The 19380-nt window shown below is 63.5% G+C and carries 18 protein-coding genes, 2 tRNA genes and 1 other RNA gene; 9 read left to right on the top strand and 12 right to left on the bottom strand.

What is annotated here, in order from left to right; genetic code table 11:
- Positions 1-109 precede the first annotated feature (109 nt).
- From ettA to KNN17_RS15325, 3 genes are all read right to left on the bottom strand, one after another.
- Positions 110-1792: an energy-dependent translational throttle protein EttA gene (gene ettA / locus KNN17_RS15335; RefSeq protein ID WP_078108659.1), complete on the bottom strand. Its 1683-nt coding sequence runs from the start codon at positions 1790-1792 to the stop codon at positions 110-112.
- A 47-nt stretch (positions 1793-1839) separates the two neighbouring features.
- Positions 1840-2382, bottom strand: a complete 543-nt coding sequence (locus KNN17_RS15330) for a DUF6993 domain-containing protein (protein WP_241709855.1) — start codon at positions 2380-2382, stop codon at positions 1840-1842.
- 111 nt (positions 2383-2493) lie between these two features.
- Positions 2494-3060, bottom strand: coding sequence for a single-stranded DNA-binding protein (locus KNN17_RS15325; RefSeq protein ID WP_241709854.1), 567 nt, complete (start codon positions 3058-3060; stop codon positions 2494-2496).
- A gap of 218 nt (positions 3061-3278) precedes the next feature.
- Here KNN17_RS15325 and KNN17_RS15320 point away from each other — a divergent pair.
- Positions 3279-3351: transfer RNA gene (locus KNN17_RS15320), tRNA-Arg, on the top strand.
- A 105-nt stretch (positions 3352-3456) separates the two neighbouring features.
- Here KNN17_RS15320 and map read toward each other — a convergent pair.
- Positions 3457-4224, bottom strand: a complete 768-nt coding sequence (gene map / locus KNN17_RS15315; RefSeq protein ID WP_241709853.1) for a type I methionyl aminopeptidase — start codon at positions 4222-4224, stop codon at positions 3457-3459.
- Between the two features lie 280 nt (positions 4225-4504).
- On the opposite strand from map, the gene KNN17_RS15310 reads away from it, so the two are divergent.
- Positions 4505-4582 carry a hypothetical protein gene (locus KNN17_RS15310; RefSeq protein ID WP_241709884.1) on the top strand — a complete coding sequence of 26 codons (78 nt, stop codon included), beginning with the start codon at positions 4505-4507 and terminating at the stop codon, positions 4580-4582.
- Between the two features lie 6 nt (positions 4583-4588).
- Here the strand turns inward: KNN17_RS15310 and mptB (KNN17_RS15305) are convergent, their stop codons facing one another.
- Positions 4589-6208 (bottom strand): polyprenol phosphomannose-dependent alpha 1,6 mannosyltransferase MptB, encoded by a 1620-nt coding sequence (mptB, locus tag KNN17_RS15305; RefSeq protein ID WP_241709852.1) that lies wholly within the window; start codon positions 6206-6208, stop codon positions 4589-4591.
- A 293-nt stretch (positions 6209-6501) separates the two neighbouring features.
- On the opposite strand from mptB (KNN17_RS15305), the gene KNN17_RS15300 reads away from it, so the two are divergent.
- Together KNN17_RS15300 and KNN17_RS15295 are read left to right on the top strand one after the other, a co-directional pair.
- Positions 6502-7815, top strand: coding sequence for a glycosyltransferase family 87 protein (locus KNN17_RS15300; protein ID WP_241709883.1), 1314 nt, complete (start codon positions 6502-6504; stop codon positions 7813-7815).
- Between the two features lie 34 nt (positions 7816-7849).
- The gene (locus KNN17_RS15295) at positions 7850-9103 is read left to right on the top strand and encodes a glycosyltransferase 87 family protein (protein ID WP_241709851.1); all 1254 of its coding nucleotides are present in this window, start codon (positions 7850-7852) and stop codon (positions 9101-9103) included.
- Here the strand turns inward: KNN17_RS15295 and mptB (KNN17_RS15290) are convergent.
- Positions 9087-10712, bottom strand: a complete 1626-nt coding sequence (gene mptB / locus KNN17_RS15290; protein WP_241709850.1) for a polyprenol phosphomannose-dependent alpha 1,6 mannosyltransferase MptB — start codon at positions 10710-10712, stop codon at positions 9087-9089. The genes KNN17_RS15295 and mptB (KNN17_RS15290) overlap by 17 nt on opposite strands.
- 151 nt (positions 10713-10863) lie before the next feature.
- Here mptB (KNN17_RS15290) and orn point away from each other — a divergent pair, with 151 nt between their 5' ends.
- From orn to KNN17_RS15270, 4 genes are all read left to right on the top strand, one after another.
- Entirely contained in the window at positions 10864-11490 is a 627-nt protein-coding gene (gene orn, locus KNN17_RS15285) for an oligoribonuclease (protein ID WP_078108652.1), read from the top strand.
- A 131-nt stretch (positions 11491-11621) separates the two neighbouring features.
- Positions 11622-11694, top strand: a tRNA-His gene (locus KNN17_RS15280).
- A gap of 123 nt (positions 11695-11817) precedes the next feature.
- Positions 11818-12390, top strand: a complete 573-nt coding sequence (gene def / locus KNN17_RS15275) for a peptide deformylase (protein ID WP_241709849.1) — start codon at positions 11818-11820, stop codon at positions 12388-12390.
- Between the two features lie 3 nt (positions 12391-12393).
- Positions 12394-13278 carry an acyltransferase domain-containing protein gene (locus KNN17_RS15270; protein WP_241709848.1) on the top strand — a complete coding sequence of 295 codons (885 nt, stop codon included), beginning with the start codon at positions 12394-12396 and terminating at the stop codon, positions 13276-13278.
- A gap of 15 nt (positions 13279-13293) precedes the next feature.
- Here KNN17_RS15270 and KNN17_RS15265 read toward each other — a convergent pair whose 3' ends face one another.
- The 4 genes from KNN17_RS15265 to rnpB all read right to left on the bottom strand — a co-directional run bounded on the left by KNN17_RS15265 (position 13294) and on the right by rnpB (position 16618).
- Positions 13294-14091, bottom strand: a complete 798-nt coding sequence (locus KNN17_RS15265; protein ID WP_241709847.1) for an HNH endonuclease family protein — start codon at positions 14089-14091, stop codon at positions 13294-13296.
- 97 nt (positions 14092-14188) lie between these two features.
- Positions 14189-14398 (bottom strand): hypothetical protein, encoded by a 210-nt coding sequence (locus KNN17_RS15260; RefSeq protein ID WP_241709846.1) that lies wholly within the window; start codon positions 14396-14398, stop codon positions 14189-14191.
- 86 nt (positions 14399-14484) lie between these two features.
- Entirely contained in the window at positions 14485-15981 is a 1497-nt protein-coding gene (locus KNN17_RS15255) for a glyceraldehyde-3-phosphate dehydrogenase (RefSeq protein WP_078108648.1), read from the bottom strand.
- 245 nt (positions 15982-16226) lie between these two features.
- Positions 16227-16618: RNase P RNA component class A (gene rnpB, locus KNN17_RS15250), an RNA gene on the bottom strand.
- Between the two features lie 103 nt (positions 16619-16721).
- Between rnpB and KNN17_RS15245 the strand changes: the two genes are divergently transcribed.
- Positions 16722-17486: a YaaA family protein gene (locus KNN17_RS15245; RefSeq protein WP_241709845.1), complete on the top strand. Its 765-nt coding sequence runs from the start codon at positions 16722-16724 to the stop codon at positions 17484-17486.
- Positions 17487-17574: 88 nt separating this feature from the next.
- On the opposite strand, the gene KNN17_RS15240 is transcribed toward KNN17_RS15245, so the two are convergent.
- Both KNN17_RS15240 and KNN17_RS15235 read right to left on the bottom strand, forming a co-directional pair.
- Positions 17575-18312 (bottom strand): zinc ribbon domain-containing protein, encoded by a 738-nt coding sequence (locus KNN17_RS15240; RefSeq protein ID WP_241709844.1) that lies wholly within the window; start codon positions 18310-18312, stop codon positions 17575-17577.
- 97 nt (positions 18313-18409) lie between these two features.
- Positions 18410-19321: a Nif3-like dinuclear metal center hexameric protein gene (locus KNN17_RS15235; protein ID WP_241709843.1), complete on the bottom strand. Its 912-nt coding sequence runs from the start codon at positions 19319-19321 to the stop codon at positions 18410-18412.
- Positions 19322-19380 lie beyond the last annotated feature (59 nt).

The raw sequence follows: 19380 nt of genomic DNA, 5'->3' as shown, positions 1-19380 counted from the left end.
GCTGCCGCAAGACGGCCGAGATTCCGCGAAGCAATAATTCTGCGCAACACAAAGGCCGGCGCCCTGGAAGAAGATCCAGGGCGCCGGCCTTTTGCGGTGCATTCCGCTTTTAGTCGCGGGTCAGCTTGCGGTGCGTGACGCGATGCGGCTTGGCAGCGTCCGGACCGAGGCGTTCCACCTTGTTCTCCTCGTAGGACTCGAAGTTGCCCTCGAACCAGTACCACTTCGACGGGTTCTCCTCGTCGCCCTCGTAGGCGAGGATGTGGGTGGCAACCCGGTCGAGGAACCACCGGTCGTGCGAGACCACGACGGCGCAGCCGGGGAACTCGAGCAGGGCGTTCTCAAGGCTGCTGAGGGTTTCGACGTCGAGGTCGTTGGTGGGCTCGTCAAGAAGCAGGAGGTTTCCGCCCTGCTTCAGGGTCAGCGCCAGGTTCAGGCGGTTGCGCTCACCACCGGAGAGCACGCCGGCCTTCTTCTGCTGGTCCGGTCCCTTGAAGCCGAAAGCCGCGACGTAGGCGCGCGACGGCATCTCAACATGGCCGACCTGGATGAAGTCCAGTCCGTCCGAGACGACCTCCCACAGGGTCTTGTTGGGGTCGATGCCGCCACGGCTCTGGTCGGCGTAGGAGATCTTGACCGAGTCACCGATCTTGAGGTCGCCGCCGTCGAGCGGTTCCAGCCCGACGATGGTCTTGAACAGCGTGGTCTTGCCCACACCGTTGGGCCCGATGACACCGACGATGCCGTTACGGGGAAGCGTGAACGAAAGCCCGTCGATCAGGGTCCGGTCATCGAAGCCCTTCTGCAGGTTCTTCGCTTCCAGAACCAGGCCGCCCAGACGCGGTCCCGGCGGGATCTGGATTTCCTCGAAGTCGAGCTTCCTGGTGCGGTCAGCCTCGGCTGCCATTTCCTCGTACCGGGCCAGGCGCGCCTTCGACTTGGTCTGGCGGCCCTTGGCGTTGGAGCGGACCCACTCAAGTTCCTCCGTGAGGCGCTTGGCTTGCTTGGCGTCCTTCTTGCCCTGGATTTCGAGGCGGGCGCGCTTCTTCTCCAGGTACGTGGAGTAGTTGCCTTCATAGGGGTAAAGGCGTCCTCGGTCTACTTCACAGATCCACTCGGCGACGTGGTCCAGGAAGTAGCGGTCGTGAGTGATGGCGAGGACGGCACCCGGGTAGGAAGAGAGGTGCTGCTCCAGCCACAGAACGCTTTCGGCGTCCAAGTGGTTGGTGGGCTCGTCAAGAAGCAGGAGGTCAGGCTTCTGCAGCAGGAGCTTGCAGAGCGCTACCCGGCGGCGCTCACCACCGGACAGGACAGTCACGTCGGAATCGCCCGGCGGGCAGCGGAGCGCGTCCATGGCCTGCTCGAGCTGGGAATCGATGTCCCACGCATCTGCAGCGTCGATGGCTTCCTGGAGGTGGCCCATTTCCTCCAGCAGGGTGTCGTAGTCGGCGTCGGGGTTGGCCATTTCCTCGGAGATCGCGTTGAAGCGCTGGATCTTCGAGTAGATCTCGCCCACGCCTTCCTGGACGTTGCCCAGGACGGTCTTTTCCTCGTTCAGGGGCGGCTCCTGCAGGAGGATGCCCACGGAATAGCCGGGGCTGAGGCGGGCTTCGCCGTTCGACGGTGTGTCGATACCAGCCATGATCTTCAGGATCGTGGATTTGCCGGCTCCGTTCGGGCCGACGACGCCGATCTTCGCGCCAGGGAAGAACGACATGCTGACATCGTCCAGGATTAGTTTTTCGCCAACGGCCTTGCGAGCCTTGGTCATCGTATAAATGAATTCCGCCATGCCGTTAAATCTAATGGGTGGCAAGGCATAACTCACATTCGGCCCTGCTAGTGGGAATCCCCGACGAAGCATTTGCCGCTGGCCAACACGGGAAGGACTGACACTGAAACCTGGCCGTCCCTGATCTCCCCCATCACGCAGTCCTTGTCCAGTTTGGCCGCGGTCTCAATGGCGTCGACATCCAGTCCCGTTGGCGTCTTGCTCGCGGACACCTCGACGGCAGAGGCGGGGATGCCTGCCGAAACGAGTTGGGAGCGCAGCGCATCCTGCGCCGGTTTGGGCGTTGTGGCGACAACGGTTTTGAGTACGGACTCCACGGTCTGCTTCAGCGCCGCAGTGCCCGGACTGAGCGAAGCCGATGCCCCCGGGCTCGCAGCGCCCGGTGTGATAGCGGGACTGGCTTTGGGGGTGGCGCCGGCTGTACGCGATGGGATCGGCGATGAAGCCGGCGCGCTTGCTGACACGACAGGAGCAGGCGCAGTGCAGCCGGCTACCAGCCCGGCCACGAGCAAGGGCACCGCAAGCAGCAAACCTCGGCTTCCGGCCTGCTGGCGGCGTCCTGATGGTTTTCGCGGCGTTCCCCTGCTCATCACCCGGCCATTCTGCCATGCGGCGCACTACCTGGTGCGCCGCATGGCAACCGCGGAGGTCCGTGGCATCAACTGTTTCAGGCGCCGCCGTCATCTGGGGACCGGGGTAGTTCAGGCAATCGCGTCCACAAGTTCTCCGGTGCGGGTATCAACGAGAACCGACCCATCGCCTTCTCCAGCCGACAGAACTACTTCCCGCTCGGCTGCTGCACTTCCGTCCTCGTCGTCATGCGGGCCGTCCTCACCATCATCATCCGCCGAAGGCCAGGGGTTCTCCGGCACGACCTCCGGTGCCACCGGCATATTCTGCGGGATGGTGTTACTTGAGGTCCGGATGAAGTTCGCAGAGCCCCACATGAGATCGTGCCCCACCGATTCCGCGACGATTTCGGCAACGTGATAGATCTTGCCGTCGTGTTCCCATTGCCTCAACTTGAGTTTCCCGACCACGATGACCCGCTGGCCCTTCTTGACGCTGCATCCAATGTTTCCCGCGAGATGCCTGAACGCCTGGACGCTGAACCAATTGGTGTTGCCATCCACCCAGACATCCTTGGCACGGTCGAACCTGCGCTCCGTGGTACCCAGCCGGAACGAGGCAGTTCCCGTTCCACCCGGCGTCGTCGAACTTTTGGGTTCCGTCGCAACGAAACCCCGGACAGTGATGATGTCGTTCATGGTTGTGTCCTAACGTGAGTTGAGCTGCCTGTCTGGCCCTCTCAGCTTCACGGGCCGCGCAGATCCGCGGCAGTATCCACTTCGCGTATGTGGATAGCCTGACCGGATGCCCGCTTGTGGAGGACGGGTCACGCCCGAACCCGGGCTGACAACAAGGGCAGCCGCCGCGATGTAAACTCTTGATGGCGCCACAGCCATGTGCTGTTGGTGCGACGCCTGCCTCGGTAGCTCAGAGGATAGAGCAGGAGCCTTCTAATCTCTTGGTCGGGGGTTCGATTCCCTCCCGGGGCACCCAAAGAGCGGCTCTGACCTGCGGAAACGTGGTTCAGAGCCGCTCTTGGCATTTCTATCAAGGCGGCGCCCGGAAGCCGGCTACGGCCCCGCCCACCGATCCAACTATGGCAGTGTCAAAACAAGCGGGCCATCCGCCGTGATGGCCACCGTGTGTTCGCTGTGCGCCGCGCGGCGGCCGTTGGCGGAGCGCAGGGTCCACTGGTCGTCGTCGTGGTAGTAGTCGTCGCTGCCGCCCAGAATCAGCATGGGCTCGATAGCGATCACGAGGCCCTCAACGAGTTTCACTCCGCGGCCCGGCCGACCGATGTTCGGCACACTCGGCTCGGCGTGCATGGTCCGGCCAATGCCGTGCCCGCCGTGATCGGCAAGGATCCCGTAGCCGCTGCGCTTGGCCTCCCCGCCAATGGCATACGCAAGGTCGCCCATCTTGTTTCCCATCCGGGCAGCCTCGATCCCGCGGGCGAGGGCGGCGTCCGTGGCGTCGATCAGCTCCTGGTCCACCGGATCCGGAGTGCCCACGATGAAGCTGACTGCCGCGTCCCCGCACCATCCCTGCACAAACGCCCCGCAATCGACGCTCAAGAGGTCGCCGTCCTGCAATACATATCCGTCCGGGATGCCGTGCACCACAGCATCGTTGACGCTCGTGCAAATGACCCCCGAAAAGGGCGTAGGCGCCCACCGCGGACGATAGTCCAGGAACGCGGGAGTGGCCCCGGCAGCCGCCATGAAAGCGGCAGCCACATCATCCAGTTCCTTGAGCGACACCCCGACGCCGGCGTGCGAACGAACCGCCGATAGAGTGTTCGCCACCACTCTCCCGGCTTCACGCATGAGCGCAATCTCCTCTGGCGTCTTCACCATGGACACTGAGGCCTCCAAGCATAGGAACAGGGGGCCGGAACGGCCGCCGGACGGACTCTTTCCACCCACTCTATGGGCGCCGTCGTCCGAGTCAACCGGGTGGTGAGTCCGCGGCGAGCCACGGGTTGGCCTAAAGTCGCGGTATGGAACCCCGAAGAATCGCCGTCATCCGGGAACGCCACGGACCAGGATCTTCTCGCCACGGCGCTGGACGCCAATCTGGGCGCCGGAGTTCTTTATCAGGAAAGCGATCTTGCGGGAGTACGCCAAGACCGGTCCCCAGTGGGTGCGGGGCTACGTGGAAACCCGAAAGACGAGGCTGAGCCCGCTGTCCCTCCGTGAGGCCATGAAACACCTCGGCTGATCCGGTTCAGGACTTCGGCTTGAGCCTGAGCTTCAGAATCCCGCGGCGCGGGCGGAACAGCACATGGGTTTTCTTGTCAAAGAACACGAGATAGGCGATGAAGGAGACCCCGATGGCGATCGCCACCCCGCGCACCACCTCGATGGGGATCCATTGGAAGACGCTCAATTGGTCGGTCAACGCGATGAGGGTGAAGAAGGCGGTCAAATAGAAGACCGTCCGAAGCTGGGCGCCGTCTGCGATTCCGGTCACCGCAAAGAACACCAGCAGCCACACCATGTACCAAGGCTGGATTACCGGCGCGAGGACTACGACGGCGGCGAAGGCCCACGCCATCCTGCGGAGCACGGTCTTATTGAACTCGGATTCCTGCTCAAGCGGCGCGGGCATTCCGATTCCGCGCCCGGGCGTCCGCACCGCGAGCCAGACGATCGCAAGCGCCGAAACCGCTGTTCCGGCGGTCTGGATAACATCCGTCACGGGAACGCCCGGACCACCGAATAGTCCGACGACGAGTCCGGCCAGGTGTGCCAGCAAGCCCACCGGCGCGTACCAACTCCAGACGGCGCCGGGAGTCTGGAGAGCGCCCAGCCAGCCAAATCCCAGCCCGTTCACCAATCCTGCAGCGGCGAGGAGCCCCATGGACAGACCCAACGTGGCCGTCCAACAAAGCATCCTGCGTCCCCAGCCGGCACGGGAACCTGCCCACAGCAGTCCGGCAAAAGGCAACGCAATCAGAGTGATCGGCTTGATCGCGATCGAGGCAGTGACCAACAAGATTCCAAGCACGGGACGTTTGACCGAGGCGAAGTACAGTCCGGCAACAACCAGTCCCAACATCAAGGAGTCGTTGTGCGCGCTGGCGATGAAGTTGATCAGGAGAGCGGGGTTGAGGACTCCAAGCCAGAATGCCCGCTCCGGGTTCACTCCGTGGAGCGCAGCCAAGCGGGGAACGTAGACAGCGAGGAGTATGACCCCTGCGAGGGCAGCCAGGCGGAACGGAATGAGTGCAAGCTCGGGGACGCTGGCGCTCACCCACACGGCACCCTGTTCGATCCAGAGCCACAACGGACCGTAAGGGGTAGGTGCTTCCGTCCACAACTTGTCCGGCCCGAGTGAAAAGTAGTTGCTCAGGGCCGAGATGCCGTTGGTATATGGATTCAGGCCTTGCTCCATGAGCCGGCCTTGGCCGATGTAGGCATAAGCGTCCCTGCTGAACAACGGCAAGCTGAACATCATCGGGAGAGCCCACATCCACAACGCGCGCCGAAGCACAGGACGCGAGGAAGGGTTCCATCCGCCGATCCGCTGGGCAATGCGCAGCCAAGAGCGCAGAAGCAGGAGCGCGCCGAGGCAGAGCATCACGGTGCAGACGATCACACCAACCGGAGACGTCCGGGCCACGATGAAGAGGGGTGTACGGATGAGGGCACTGCTACTGGCCAGCCAGCCGACTCCGACCGAGCCTGCCACCATCATCAAAGACCCGACGAAACCCTGGACGATTGCCGTCCTTGCCGCTTTGGCTATCACAATGCCGTGTACCGGGGCGTTGGAATCGCCAAGCGCCTCTGGATGAGCCACCGAACTCCCCACCTCACGCTCACGAAACTTCGACGTCACCATCAAACAAAATCCTGTCCGGTTCCCTGCCGCGTCCGGCCAAAGTGGTACTGCATGCTGCCATGGATTATTGCAACTGTAGCATCGTGGCCCGTGGCTCCCCGGGGCCAACGGGACCGGAGGTCTGCCCGCGAAAGGGGCCTGAGATAGGATGGACGGGGCTCTGGTCTGATGCCGAAGACCCATAGCCACACTGGTTCCGCGTGAAATTCAAGGAGCCGATGTTGTCTGGAACGGCTCCGGCCGTTACGGCTTGCGACACCCCGCGACACCGACTACCCAGCAAGGATCCTCCCATTTCCACGGACTCATTCTTCAGCGCGCTCACACGGTTCCGTCACCGTGTTCTTCCCTCCCCGGCGCAAGCCTGGCTCAACTCCCCCAAAGGGCTGCTGGCCGGATTCTGCGTGGTGCATTTGGTCTTCCTCGTCTTCTCCTTGATTGTCTCGCTTCACGGCGGGGCGTACAGCGACACGGTGATCTATCGAAACTGGACCGCAGCCGGATTCCAGGACGGGAACCTCCATGGCGGACCGAGCCCGTGGGTCTACCCGGTCCTCGCCCTCTTGCCGATGGCCATAGCAGGCGTGGCCGGTCCCGGACCGTTCTTCTTCTTGTGGGTGCTCATGATCACCGTGCTCAACGGCGTGGCCATCGCGAAGCTCACAGGATGGGGACGGCGTCGCGACGCCATCCCGGCGGGGTGGTGGTGGCTCGTCTTCCTCTTGATCATGGGCTGCTTGGGCTTCGCCCGCGTGGATGGCTTGACTGCACCCATTGTGCTGATCGCCTTGGCATATGGGGTGTCGCACCCTTTCATTGCCTCGACCCTCCTGAGCATCGCGACCTGGATGAAAGTCTGGCCAGCCGCCGTCGTCCTCTCGCTTTTCACGGTGGTCAAGCAGAGAACACGGGTACTTGCCGCGGGAATTCTCACGAGCATCGTGGTGGTCGCGCTCACTGCTGCGGTGGGTCAACTGCCCAGGCTCTTTAACTTCCTGACCCAACAAGGCGATCGTGGCATGCAGTTGGAGGCTACCTTCACCACTCCTTGGTTGTGGCTCTCGGTCCTCCATATTGGCCGTTCCAGGATGTACATGAACACGGACATCAACTCCATGCAGGTCGATGGCCCCGGCACCACGCTTATGTCATTCCTGATGCAGCCCCTTCTTGTCCTGGCTGCAATCCTGGTGGCCGCCCTGATCTTCTGGGCGCTCCACAACGGCAAGCGAACCGGCGGGGCGGACCGCACGGAGCTGTTGTTGGCCGGCTCCCTGACCATGGCCACGGCTTTCGTCGTGTTCAACAAGGTGGGGTCGCCCCAGTTCATGGTGTGGCTGGCGCCGGCTGTCGCTGTAGGACTCGCCCACAGCTGGAAGGAATGGCGCGTTCCCGCGGCCATGCTCATCGCCATTGCTGTGGCCACGTTCTTCATCTACCCCCTCTTCTATGACGCACTCAGCCACAACAACCCTTTGATGGCCTTGGTTTTGACAGTCCGAAACGTCCTGCTGGTGGTCCTGTTCTGCTGGTCCGTGCGCCGCCTTTACCTTTTGGGCAAGAAGATCCCGGCCAAAGAGCCCGCCACCGCTGCCAAGGAGTCCTAAGATTTCCGTTCGCTTCTTTGACGGACTGGTCCGCGTGCGCGACGCCGCCCTGCCGCCTGCCGCCGTCGCCTGGTTCAGCCGCCCTTCCAGCGTCTGGTGGGGTTTTGCCGCCATTCATGTGTACTTCCTCGGCTGGATGGCTAGTTTCTTCCTGACGGGAAACACGTTCAGCGACACTGAGCAGTACCGCCAGTGGGCGATGGCCGGCTACAACCCTGCCGATCTCCATGGAGCCATCAGCCCGTGGGTATACCCCGTGCTCGCCCAGATTCCGATCTTCCTGGCCAACATCGCGGGCCCGGGTCCATACCTCCTGGTGTGGACGTTGATCATCACTGCGCTCAATGCCGCCGGCTTGTTCATCCTGATCCGCGGACCGCGCAGGACAACGGGAATCGCTCCCGCGTGGTGGTGGCTGTTCTTCACCGCTTTCATGGGCTACCTCAGCTTCGCCCGGGTAGAGGGCATCACGGCACCCATTGTCTTGGTCGCCCTGTTGTATGCCGCTACGCGGCCCGTCGCGGCGGGCATCCTCCTCAGCATCGCCACGTGGATCAAAGTCTGGCCGGCCGCCGTCCTGGTACCCATCATCATCGCGAGCCACCGCAGGCTGCGGATCATCGCGTGCGGCGCCGCCGTAACCGCGGCCGTCGCACTGGGCACCTACCTTTCGGGCGGCCTCCCACACATCCTCGACTTTTTGACCAACCAAGGCGAACGCGGCATGCAATTGGAAGCCACGTTCTCAACCCCATGGGTCTGGTTGAGCGTGCTCAACATCGGCGGTTCCAAAATCGCCGACAACGTCGCCATCAACTCCACCGAGGTATACGGCCCGGGAGCCAATGTGGCGGCGTTCATGATGCAGCCGCTCTTGGTGCTTGCCGCCGTCGCCGGCTCCGCCCTCTTGATCTGGGCCCTTCGGCGCGGCGCCGAAGCGGAAGAGCTGTTCCTCGAAGGTGCCCTCATGATGACCACCGCGTTCATCGTGTTCAACAAGGTGGGTTCGCCGCAATTCATCATCTGGCTTGCGCCGGTGGTTATCGCAGGGCTGACCCACGACTGGAATCGTTGGCGGGTTCCCGCCGCGCTCCTCATGGGGATCGCCATGACGACTTTTGTGATCTACCCGCTGTTCTACACGCCGCTGATCCATGCCAACCCGGTGATGGCAACGGTGCTCACCACGCGGAACGTTCTTTTGGTTGTCCTGCTCTGGTGGTCAGTGCAGCGGACGGTGGAACTGGGCCGCAAGTCCGGCGCAAGAACTGCTATTCGGAGCGCCTGAGCCGCTGCTCGAGCCGGCGGAGCAGTTGCGCAGGAGTGGAACGGATCAGCAGCCTGCGGGTGTGGACGTCCAAAACCATCAGGTAGACAGTGAATCCCAAGGCCACCAGGAATGACAGGGAGGATACCTTGACGTTCAACTCCACGAAGGACAGCACCGAAATCTGGTCCTGCGCTCCAAACGCGACGAAAAACGTGACCGCGACATAGAGGGATTTGATCTGCCAGTCGTCCCTGATTCCCGTGACCGCGAGCAGCGGGATGAACCACAGGATGTACCACGGCTGGATGATCGGGGACAGCATGACGACGGCAGCAAACGCCAGGGCCGCGCGGCGCACCAGCCGTGAATAGTCGCCGCGGAACATCAACACCACCACCAGCCCGATTCCGGCCCACTTCATGAGCGTCCGGAGCCCCGTCGCCATGGTGGACCCGGGCAGGCCCAGGAGATTTGCGATCATCTCGACCTGCTGGCCCAGGAAGCCGGAGGGAGAATATCCCGTGTAACCGGGTGTGGGATCGAGGATGGCCCAGACCCAGCCAAAGCCAAGGTTGTAGGGAATGCCGCTCACTGCCAAGACCGCAAAACTGATACCCGCCGTCGCGCCCCAGAACAGGAACTTGCGGGCCCAACTCGCGGCAGGGCCAGCCCACATGAGTCCTATGAAGGGCAAGAGGAGCACCGTGATCGGCTTGATGCCGATGGAAGCCGTCACCAGCAGAAGCCCGGTGATATGGCGTCCGGTGGCTGCGAAGTACATTCCGGCCACGGCCAGGCCCACCATGAGGGCATCGTTGTGGGCGCTGGCTACGAAGCTGATGAGAAAGAGCGGGTTCGCTACGGCGATCCACAGCGCGCGGCCGGGATTGATTCCGTGCATTTCGGCGAGCCTGGGGACATAGATCACGCACAGCACCACTCCGACGGTTGCTAGAACGCGAAAGAGCAAAACGGAAAAATCGGGCTGGGCGTCGGTGATGCCCACCACCCATCTAGCCAGCCACAGGAAGTAGGGCCCGTACGGCGTCTTGGCTTCTGCCCAGGCCGGATCGGCTCCCAGCGAGAACCAGTTGCTGAGCGTGGAAATGCCCGCCGTGTACGGGTTCTGGCCTTCCAGCACCAGCCTGCCTTGGCCGGTGTAGGCGTAAACGTCGCGGGAGTAGATGGGCACGGCAAACATCAGGGGCGCCGCCCACGCCGCAACGGCGACAACCACGGATCTGAGCGAGCCGGGGCCCCAGTCCTTGAGTCTTTGCCCGAGCCTCAACCATGACCTGACCAAAAGCATGGCCCCCGCCGTCAGCAGGATGGTGGAGGTCGTCACGCCCCAGCCCTCCGTGCGCAGGGCGATGACAAGGGGGTGCCTGAACATGGGCGAGCCGTTGGCGATCCAGCCGGCGCCGATCGAACCGACGAAGATCATGAGGGATCCAAAGAATCCTTGCCAGATTGCCACGTAGGCCTTCGCGTGGCCGGGGATTCCGACGCCGAGGTGCGCGGCATTCGGGGAATAGAGACCGGCGACGGCCTTCTCCGACGGCGCCGCGGATTCCTTTGCTTCATCCCGGCTATCTGAGGTGCCCACGCCCGTTCCGCCTGCCGTCATGATATTCCAGTCCCTACCTACATTGGTCCAGCTCATCGATGCAGGCAACAACCGCTCGACAACGGCCCAGTTTACCAGCAGCACTGCGCCGCAGGCTCGGAATGGAGCGCCCCGCCACCCTTCCTGCGCGCCCGAACGGTAGGCTGGGCCAGTGCCTATTACAAATGAACGCATCGTCTGGATCGACTGTGAGATGACCGGCCTCGATCTGGAAAACGACGCCCTGATCGAGGTCGCGGCCTTGGTCACCGATTCGGAGCTGAACATCCTGGGTGATGGCGTGGACGTCGTCATCAAGCCTGAGGACGCCGCGCTTGAGCAGATGAACGACTTCGTCCGCGACATGCACACCCGTTCGAAGCTCCTGGACGAGCTCCCCCATGGCAAGACCATGGCCGAAGCCGAAGCAATCGTTCTGGAGTACATCGAGAAGTGGGTACCGGATCCGAAGAAGGCGCCGTTGGGTGGCAACTCGGTCGGAACTGACCGGATGTTCCTCGCGCGGGACATGCCCACCATCGTCGAACACCTTCACTACCGGGTCATCGACGTCAGCACCATCAAGGAACTCTCGCGCCGATGGTTCCCGCGCGCATATTTCCAGTCGCCTGCCAAACATGGCGGCCACCGCGCGCTTGGAGACATCAGGGACTCCATCGAGGAACTGCGCTACTACCGCGAAGCTGTGTTCGTTCCGGCTCCCGGCCCCGACACCGCAACTGCCCAGAAGATCTCCAAGCAGATTGCAGCGGGTCCGGAGACACCGGCAGGCACGTGATCTGCGGCACGTTTCCGGGAATTTTCAACCAAACGGCCAAAAGTGGCAAAACCACTCCCCAAGACGGGGTATAGTTTTTGTCGTTGCCTTCGCAGCCAACGGGTCATTCCGAAAGCACAAAAAGGCACATGGTGGGCGTAGCTCAGTTGGCAGAGCGCCTGGTTGTGGTCCAGGAGGTCGCGGGTTCAACCCCCGTCGCTCACCCTCACGAGATCGGTAGCAGTTTATCGATCGCAGCCAAAGGCCGTACTGGTTATCCAGTGCGGCCTTTGCTTTGTCCGGGCCGATGTCGGCCACCACAGACCGAGAACCAGAGGAACACCTGACATGACAGTCCTGCCAGTCACCATCTGGGGCGAGCCCGTGCTTCACCGCCGGGCGAGTGAAGTGGAAGAGTTCGACGACGAACTGCGCACCTTGATTGCCGACATGTTCGAGACGAACGAAGCCGCCAACGGCGTAGGGTTGGCCGCGCCCCAGGTGGGGGTCGGAAAACGGATCTTCATCTTCAAATACGCGAATGAGGACGATGCTCCGGATGAAGGCGTTCTGGTGAACCCGGTCCTCACGCTCTCCAAGGTCCCCGGCGCCCTTCCCGATCCCGAGGAAGACGTCGAAGGCTGCCTGTCATTCCCTGGGGAGCACTACCCCCTCCAGCGGGCCGAATGGGCCCGCGTCCAAGGCTTCGACGGCTACGGCAACCCGGTGGATTTCGTCGCCACGGGGTGGTTCGCGAGGATCATGCAGCATGAATTCGACCACCTTGATGGCAAGCTCTACGTGAACCGCCTGGTTGACCGCTACGCCAAGAAAGCCATGAAGCAGGCAAAGAAGAACGGCTGGGGCGTACCTGGCCTGAGCTGGATGCCGGGTGTCGACCCGGACCCCTTCGGGCACTGAGCCATGGCCGGCATCGCGCAGGACGAATTGTTCGGGCTTCTCGACATCCACGGTGAGGACGCCGAGGAGTGTGCCTCGCTGCTGGCTTCACCTCCCGGAGACGGCACCCGACGGGCCCTTGCAAGCCTTGACTCCCGCCTGGGTACCTTCCCAAGCACGTCTGCCCCCGCGGACGGCGGCAGCGAAACCGACTGGATCGAGGCGCTCTTGCGCTTCGCACCTGTGGTCCACCGGCATCATCTTTCCCTTGGCATCGCGCCGGAATCCTCCGCCGCGATCCTGGCGGATGTGGGACTGAACCTCCGTATCAACCGACGGGTCCACGCACGCTTCGGCCTGGACACGTGGGCGTGGCTGACCCTCCACATGGCCGGAAACATCTTCCGGATCGGCCGCTTGCAATTCCACCTTGTCCGCGGCGACGCGGATTTCCCAGACGTCGGAGGCTCCGCCGACGCCGAAGGCTCCGCCCCCGCAGGGGGCTCATGGGTGCTGGGCGTGCACATTCCCGAGGATGGAGGCCTCTCCCCTGCCCTCGTGGACGCGAGCTTCAGCCAGGCCAGGGAGTTCTTCGACCGATACTTCCCGGACAGGCCGGTTTCCGTGGCGAGCTGCGACTCCTGGATGCTGGATCCCTATCTTGCCGATCAGCTGCCGCACAGCAACATCGCGGCTTTTGCCCGCCGATTCACCCTCGACCGCTGCTCAGACGCCCCGGGCGACGCTATCTACTTCACTTTCCGGCAGCGCGGCATGGAAAACCTTGATCGGCTCCCCCGCGAGACGTCACTTCAGCGGGTGGTGCTGGAAAGGATCGAAGACGGCGGGGTCTGGCAGCTTGGCCACGGCCATCTGGCGCTTCCCCCAGCGCGGAGCACTCAGGTTTGACACGGCCTGAGGCGGCTACATCGCCCTGATGGTCCGCTGGCCGGGGCACGAATCCAGGACGCGCTTCATGGCATCCTTCTCAGCTTGGGTGACCCAGAGCCGGTAGGCGGCTTTGACGGAAATCTGCCGGGCTACGTAATGGCAGCGAAAGCCTTTGTTGGCAGGAAGCCAGCTCGCGGCGTCGCTCGCGCCTTTCTTCACGTTGGCGGGACCATCGACGGCAACCAGGTTCAGGGGGTCATTGGCGAGGCTTCGGCGCTGTTTGGCAGTGAGCTGCTGGGCGCCTTTCTGCCAGGCGTCCCCGAGAGCCACCACATGGTCGATCTGTACCGCCGAGCTGCTTTCAGAGCCCCTGCGGAAATGGATGTCCTGCCCGATATATGGCTCACGTAGTTCCCCGGAAGCGATCCTGCATTTCGAGCCTGCCGTGAACTCCGTTGCCGTCAGATCTCGCCTCAGGATGTCGTTCCTGGTATCGCAGCCGTTCCGGTCGACGTCGAGCCACGCCTGGCCGAACTCGTTGCGGTCGTAGTTGTCCTTGGCGGCACGCCCCTTCACGGCAAGCGCCTCAAGGGCATCAACGGCTGGACCGACGGGTACAGGCTGAACAGCCTCCACCGGCTTCATCCAACCCGGATCGAAGACGGGAGCTTCCGTGGGTCCGTTGCCCGGGTCCTCGCCGACGTCGAACTGGCCCTTGGTGAAGAACCATCCGATGCCGGCCAGTCCACCGGCGACGATGAGTATCACCAACACCCAGGCCTGCCGGGACTGACGGCGGGCGCGCCGATACGCTGCCCAGGTGGTGCTCAAGGGATTGCGTCCTTTCGGGGAGGAATACTTCCCTTGAGCCTAGATCAGGGCGCAGGCACCGGCGTCGATATCCCCAATGTGGAGGACAAGTCGCGGCTTACTGCTCCTTGGTGACGCGTTTCAAGTCGTCGGCCGCCAGCTCCAGAAGCGACCCCAACTGGAGGACGCGGTCCTCAGTGATATCACCCGCTGCGTGTGCCGCCTTGGCTTCGTCGAGCAGCCGCTGGGCTTCCTTGAGGTTGGCGCGCGCGACGTCCAGGGCGTGTTCCAAGGTTGTTTCGTGTTCCAGAATCTTTTCGCTGTCCATGCCGTCCATTCTTGTCAGGTTTCCCGGCTGATGCCAGCGCATCAGCCGGGAATACCCTGTGTCTTTCCTGACCCGGCCAAGGCCGTTCAGACGCCGGCGGGCTCCAATGTTGCCTTGGGCTCAAGGTCAACAGCGACGCCGCGTGCCGGGAACGACGGCGGGTTCACGCCGGCCATTTCTTCCATGACGCGCACTACCTGGCAGGAGTAGCCGAATTCGTTGTCGTACCAGACGTAGACCACGAGGTGCTTGTCGGTGGCGATGGTGGCCAGACCGTCGACGATGCCTGCCCGGCGGGAGCCCACAAAGTCCGTGGAGACGACCTCGGGTGAGTCGATGAAGTCGATCTGCTTGCGCAGTTCCGAGTGCAGGGACATTTCGCGGAGGTAGTTGTTGACTTCCTCCTTCGTGGTTCCCTTTTCAAGGTTCAGGTTCAGGATGGCCATCGACACGTCCGGGGTGGGAACGCGGATCGCGTTGCCGGTCAGCTTGCCCTGCAGTTCCGGGAGGGCCTTCGCCACTGCCTTGGCCGCACCCGTTTCGGTGATGACCATGTTCAAGGCGGCGGAGCGGCCGCGGCGGTCGCCCTTGTGGAAGTTGTCGATCAGGTTCTGGTCGTTCGTGAACGAGTGCACCGTTTCCACGTGGCCGTGGATGACGCCGAACTTGTCGTTGAGCGCTTTGAGCACGGGCGTGATGGCGTTCGTGGTGCAGGACGCCGCGGTGACGATCGTGTCCGTGTCCTCGATGGAGGTGTGGTTGATGCCGTGGACGATGTTCTTCAGATCGCCCTTTCCCGGAGCCGTGAGCAGCACCCGGGCCACACCCTTGCTCTGCAGGTGCTGGGACAGGCCCTCGGCGTCGCGCCAACGGCCCGTGTTATCGACCACCAGGGCATCCTTGATGCCATAAGCCGTGTAGTCGACGGTGGAGGGGTTGTCCGAGTAGATGACCTGGACCTGGACACCGTTGGCCGTAATCGTGTTGGCGGCCTCGTCCACGCGGATGGTGCCTTCGAAGGAACCGTGCACGGAGTCGCGGCGCAGCAGGCTGGCACGCTTGACGAGGTCGTTCTCCGCGCCCTTGCGGACCACGATCGCGCGCAGCCGCAGGCCGTGCCCGCCGCCGGCCTTTTCGATCAGGAGGCGGGCCAGCAGGCGGCCGATGCGGCCGAAACCGTAGAGCACGACGTCGGTGCTGGTCCGGTCGTCCGCGCCGCGGCGCCCGACAACCTCGGCAAGTTCGGCGCGGAGGAAGTCCTCCAAGGGCGTTCCCGCAGCCTCGGCCTTGTACTTCTCGTTCAGGCGGGCGATGTCGATCGCAGCAGCCCCGAGGTCAAGTTCGGCGAGGATGTTCAGCAGCGGCGCGGTTTCTTCGAGACGAAGTTCGTCCTTGCTCATCCGCCGCGCAAACCGGTGGGCTTTCAGGATGTTCATCGACGACTTGTTGATCAAGCTGCGCCCGTGGATGCTCGTCACCACGTTGTTCTCACGGTACAGCCGGCCGATCACCGGAATCATGGCCTCGGCCAGCGCTTCGCGGCCCATCCACGTATCAAGACAAGAATCTGATGACTGGCTCACAGAACTACCTTCCTAGGGTCAGCTACATACGTCCTCGTACGTAGATGGCGGCCGCCCGGAGTAATCCTGCGGCACTGGCATCGGCGGGACTTCGGTCTGCCCGGACACCTCGAACGCTGCAAAGAAAAACCGCCGGCTGCGAACGCAGAACCGGCGGTGGAACTTCTACGTTCACTGTCCATTCTAAGGTCTGGCACCGGAGGCCTTGGCCGCCGGACTGCGTGAAATCACTCACACAAGGCTGAGGGATGGGTTGACCGATACGCCGGGTTCTGTCCTCCCGCGCCGTTGCCGGCGAAGGAGTGGCGACCATCCATCTACGAACGCCGTTGCCGACGCCCTCCAGCGGCCTACCCGGGCACTCGGGCGAGCAGCCCTCGATCGTGCCCTGTCTGGCCTTGCTCCGGGTGGGGTTTACCTAGCCTCCCTGGTCACCCAAGGAGCTGGTGGTCTCTTACACCACCGTTTCACCCTTACCTGCTGCCTGCCCGTGCTGGCACAAGCAGGCGCGGGCGGTCTGTTCTCTGTGGCACTGGCCTGCGGGTTACCCCGAGTGGGCGTTACCCACCACCCTGCCCTGTGGAGCCCGGACGTTCCTCGAGCCACTCACGTGGCGCGCGGCCGCCTGGTCAACCCATCCGCCGTCCAGTCTACCGGCGTCGGGCGCTCCGTATTTCCGGAAGGCCCTCCTGGGCTGCACGTCTGACAGATGGCCCGCTTAATGCAGCTAATATCGACTGGTGCTGATCCTGCTGCCGCCCTCCGAAGGCAAGACCCCCGCTGAGAAGGGCTCCGCCGTCGAATGGGAGTCCCTGAGCTTTCCCGAACTCAACAGCTACCGGGCCAAAGTGCTCGACGCGCTGGGCCTGGTCAGCGCGCATGAGGACGCCCTCGCCCTCCTGGGGGTGGGCGCCTCGTTGAAGGACGACGTCGAACGCAATACCCGGCTCCACGACGAACCCGCGGCCCCGGCCCACCAGGTGTATTCCGGGGTTCTCTACGACGCGCTCGGCTACAAGACCCTGGCACCGGCGCAGCGCCGCAAAGCGGTCGAGTCGATCCTCGTAGTGTCCGCCCTGTGGGGCGCAATCGGCTTCGGCGACCGTGTGCCCGCCTACCGCTTGTCCATGGGAACGGCACTGCCCGACGTCGGGCGCCTCGCGTCGTTCTGGAAGCCGCAGCTCACGCAGGCCCTCGCCTCGCGCGTGGAGGGCGAACTGCTGGTGGATTGCCGGTCCAGCACTTATGCCGCGGCTTGGGCCCCGCCTGCCGCGCAGACGGTCTCCGTCAACGTCTTTTCCGAGTCCTATGGAAAGCGCACCGTGGTCAGTCACTTCGCCAAGCACACCCGCGGCGAACTGGCCAGGCACTTGTTAAGCCGTCGAGGCAAGGCGCCCGGAACGCCCGGACAGTTGCTTAAGGCCGCCTCGGAAAAATGGACGGCGGAGTTGACGGAAGGCACGGCGCGCAAGCCGCACACCCTCAGCATCATCCTCCCCAACTAGCTAGCAGCAAGTGTCGTTTTGACGCCTGAAAACGACATTAACTGCGAGTCAGTCGGGCGGACCGGTCAGTTGGGTGCGGAACAGGCGGTTAGTTCCATTCGGCGGAGCGCACCAGGATGCAGCCGGAATCGGGACAGAACACGATCTCGTCCTCGGACGCAGCCTTGACCTCGGCAAGGTCGCCGGGGCTGAGGGTCATCCCCGAGCCTTCGGACTTCCCGTGGAAGAGCCTGGCGGCCCCCACGCCACGCCTGGCGAGGGTCTTTTCGTAGATGGCCACCATCCCGGCGTCGAGCCCTTCGGCGAAGCCGGACCGCTGGGCGCGCACGTCGGCCTCTTCGGCAACAATCTCGGCGATCGCGGCGTCCAGCTCGGCACGGATCCCGGAGAACGAGCCCTGGATGTCATCGACGATCTGCTGTTGCGCGGCTTGGCGCTCCCTGAGTCCGTCCAAGCGTTCCAGGATTTCCAGCTCGACATCCTCGAGGTCCGACCGGCGCTTGTTCAGTGACGCGATATCGCTTTGCAGCGCGACGAGGTCCTTGGAGAGCCCGGTGCCGCTGTTCAACCTGGCTTCATCCCGCTCAATGCGCCCGGCCACTTGCTCGACGTCGGCCTCTGACCTGCGGAGCTCGGCTTCGGCGTCGTGGACGGCAAGCTTCGCGGCCCCGAGCGCCCCGTTGGCCACGCTGAGGGCGTCCTGCAAATCGGTGATGCGGGGGTCCGTCTCCAACGTGCGGCGGCGGTTCGCCAAGGATTTGAGCTTCGCATCCAACCCCTGCAGTTCGAGCAATTTCAACTGTTCCGCCGGTGCTGCCTTGGCCACGCTTACCTCCGCTTGATCGTGCCGGGGTTGGTCTTCAGCCCCAGCCAGGCCTTGGGCCTGCTTGTCTCGACTCTATCGCGTAGCGTGCTCCCCCGGCTTAGCCGGGAGTCAGAATGAAGTCCCACGGATCGCTGTTGGTGGTTGCCACACGGATCTCGACGTCGTGGCCCTGGTCCGCGAGTACGTTGCCGAGCGCTTCGGCCGCGGCGGGAAGCCAGAGCCACTCGCTCGCGAAATGCGATACGTCAATGAGGTACGGCCGGCCCTCAACGGCGGCTTCGCGGGCCTCGGACGCCGGGTGGTGCCGCATATCCGCAGTAACGTAGATGTCCGCCTGGCTGGCGCGGACGGCGTCGAAGAGACTGTCGCCGGCACCCCCGCAGACGGCTACGCGGCGCACGAGCCCGTCCTTGTCTCCGGCGACCCGCACGCCTCCGGCCACGGAGGGCAGGATCTCGAACACCCGTGCGGCGAAATCTCCAAGCGTCATGAGTTCGGGCAGGTCCCCGACCCTGCCGATTCCCTCTTCCGGCAATCCATGGGCAGCAGGCGCCAGCGGAACCACGTTGTCCAGTCCGAAGGCGTCGGCGAGGACATCCGAAACGCCTCCGACGGCGGAGTCCCCGTTGGTGTGCACGGTCAGCAGACCGGTACCCGATTCAATAAGCCGATGGACCGCCAGGCCCTTGGCGCTCGTGGCAGCTACGGAGGTGACGCCTTTGAGCAGCAACGGGTGGTGCGCGACGAGGAGCTCGGCTCCCCATTCGATGGCCTCTTCAATCGCGGCGAGGGTCGGATCCACAGCGAACATGACCTTGGTGACGGTGGCGGTTGGCCGTCCGACCACCAGTCCGACCTCGTCCCATTCCTCGGCAAGCGATTCCGGCCAAAGCTCCTCCACTGCCAAGAGGACCTGACCGAGTGTTGGGCTACCTGGCGTCCCCGCCGCTCCATTCTCCGGTTCTTCGCCGGATCCTGTGTCTGCAACCGCGGTGTTCACAGCTTCCATGCATTACATTCTTGCGCATCCGGCGGCCAAGTCGCGCTTGCGGCCACCCGACGGCTTGA

The sequence above is a fragment of the Arthrobacter bambusae genome (genome assembly GCF_022606295.1).
Classification (GTDB): Bacteria; Actinomycetota; Actinomycetes; order Actinomycetales; family Micrococcaceae; genus Arthrobacter; species Arthrobacter bambusae_A.
The sequence above is the reverse complement of the archived record's forward strand: the minus strand, read 5'-3'. Positions and strand labels throughout refer to the sequence as shown.